Annotated in this window: 2 protein-coding genes; both read right to left on the reverse strand. The window is 42.7% G+C overall.

Annotated features, from left to right (window positions below; all coding sequences use genetic code 11):
* The coding region (locus A3735_RS25835; protein ID WP_068638906.1) for a MotA/TolQ/ExbB proton channel family protein at window positions 1-642 on the reverse strand (642 nt) is incomplete at its 3' end.
* Between the two features lie 274 nt (window positions 643-916).
* Window positions 917-1,225: a hypothetical protein gene (locus A3735_RS25840; RefSeq protein WP_068553964.1), complete on the reverse strand. Its 309-nt coding sequence runs from the start codon at window positions 1,223-1,225 to the stop codon at window positions 917-919.
* Window positions 1,226-1,275 lie beyond the last annotated feature (50 nt).

Here is a 1,275-nt window from a genome sequence, read left to right on the forward strand (position 1 = left end):
AGGTGCTGGAACCGAAGCTGATCGGTCACTTAATAAGTTCATCACTTTAATGCCCGCCATTTCAAAACTATCGACAATCTCGTTAGTCTTTGTTTGAAGTACTGAGTGAACGAGTAATAAAGGAATCGCCGCAATCAAACCGAATGCAGTCGTGTTCATCGCTACTGAAATACTTTGTGATAGCAAGCTAGCTTTTTGTGCAGGATCGGCCGAGGCAACCGCTGTAAATGCAGCGATCAAACCAATGATCGTGCCCAACAAGCCGAGCAAGGTTGAAACGTTAGCTAAAGTCGCTAGATATTGCGTACGTTTTTCTAAACGCGGCATCGTTTCCAGCAAGCCTTCTTCCATCGCATATTCAATTTCTTCACGTGGCTGTCTGCGGCCTAATCGAACCAGACCCGCACCGATCATATTCGACATGGCGGTCTTAGACGAAGAAGCAAACTTTACAGCCGACTTAAAGTCCTTCCCGCTAATCATACGGTGAAGCTTATTAAAGTCCTGGCGGTTATTACGCTTAGCGACACTCAGGTAAACATAGCGTTCAATTGCAATCACCAAACCAACTACCAAAATGATTGAAATCGGATACATGAAGAATCCGCCTTCCTGAAAAAATCGAATTATTGTCTCGATCATAACAATTTACTCCTGGGGGTTTTCTTTGCTTTATGCCTTGTAGGCCATTTAAAATTTATACAATCATCAAGTGCACTTCGCTGACGATTGCAAACAATTGTGAAAATTGTAGATTGAAAAGAGAGAAAAGACGGTTAGATCACGAAAGGATTTGTTGCGAATTGTGTTCATGTTCTTCCATGCACATACTTTGTGTGACTCCTGTCATAGTTTGACGCCATATAGGCCAATATACCTTCTTTTAGCTTACAAGAACCTGTCTAAGTGATGAATCCTACTTTGGTATTGCGGGCACAGTAGTCGCTTTTACATTCTGTTTGCTGAAGGCTTCATGGTAACTTTGCATTCTCAGAAAGCTGGCCCGGTCAAGCGGCTGAATAGGACGTGACGATGCCAAGGTCTGCTCAGGTTCATCAAGAGAGTAAACCTTTGCTGGCTGCCAAGGAACCAAATACAAAACGGTAGGAAGCTCTTGGTTCCCTCGAATAGTCGCCCCTTCGATTGCGATCACAGTTCCTTCTGCCGCCACAACTTGCGTTAAAATAAGACAAGTCAGTAGCATTAAACATTGAGTTAATTTCATATCCTACAACTCCTTATTGTCTATTTTTGATATCAAAGATCCAGTCTTTT

It is taken from the genome of Oleiphilus sp. HI0061 (assembly GCF_001635675.1).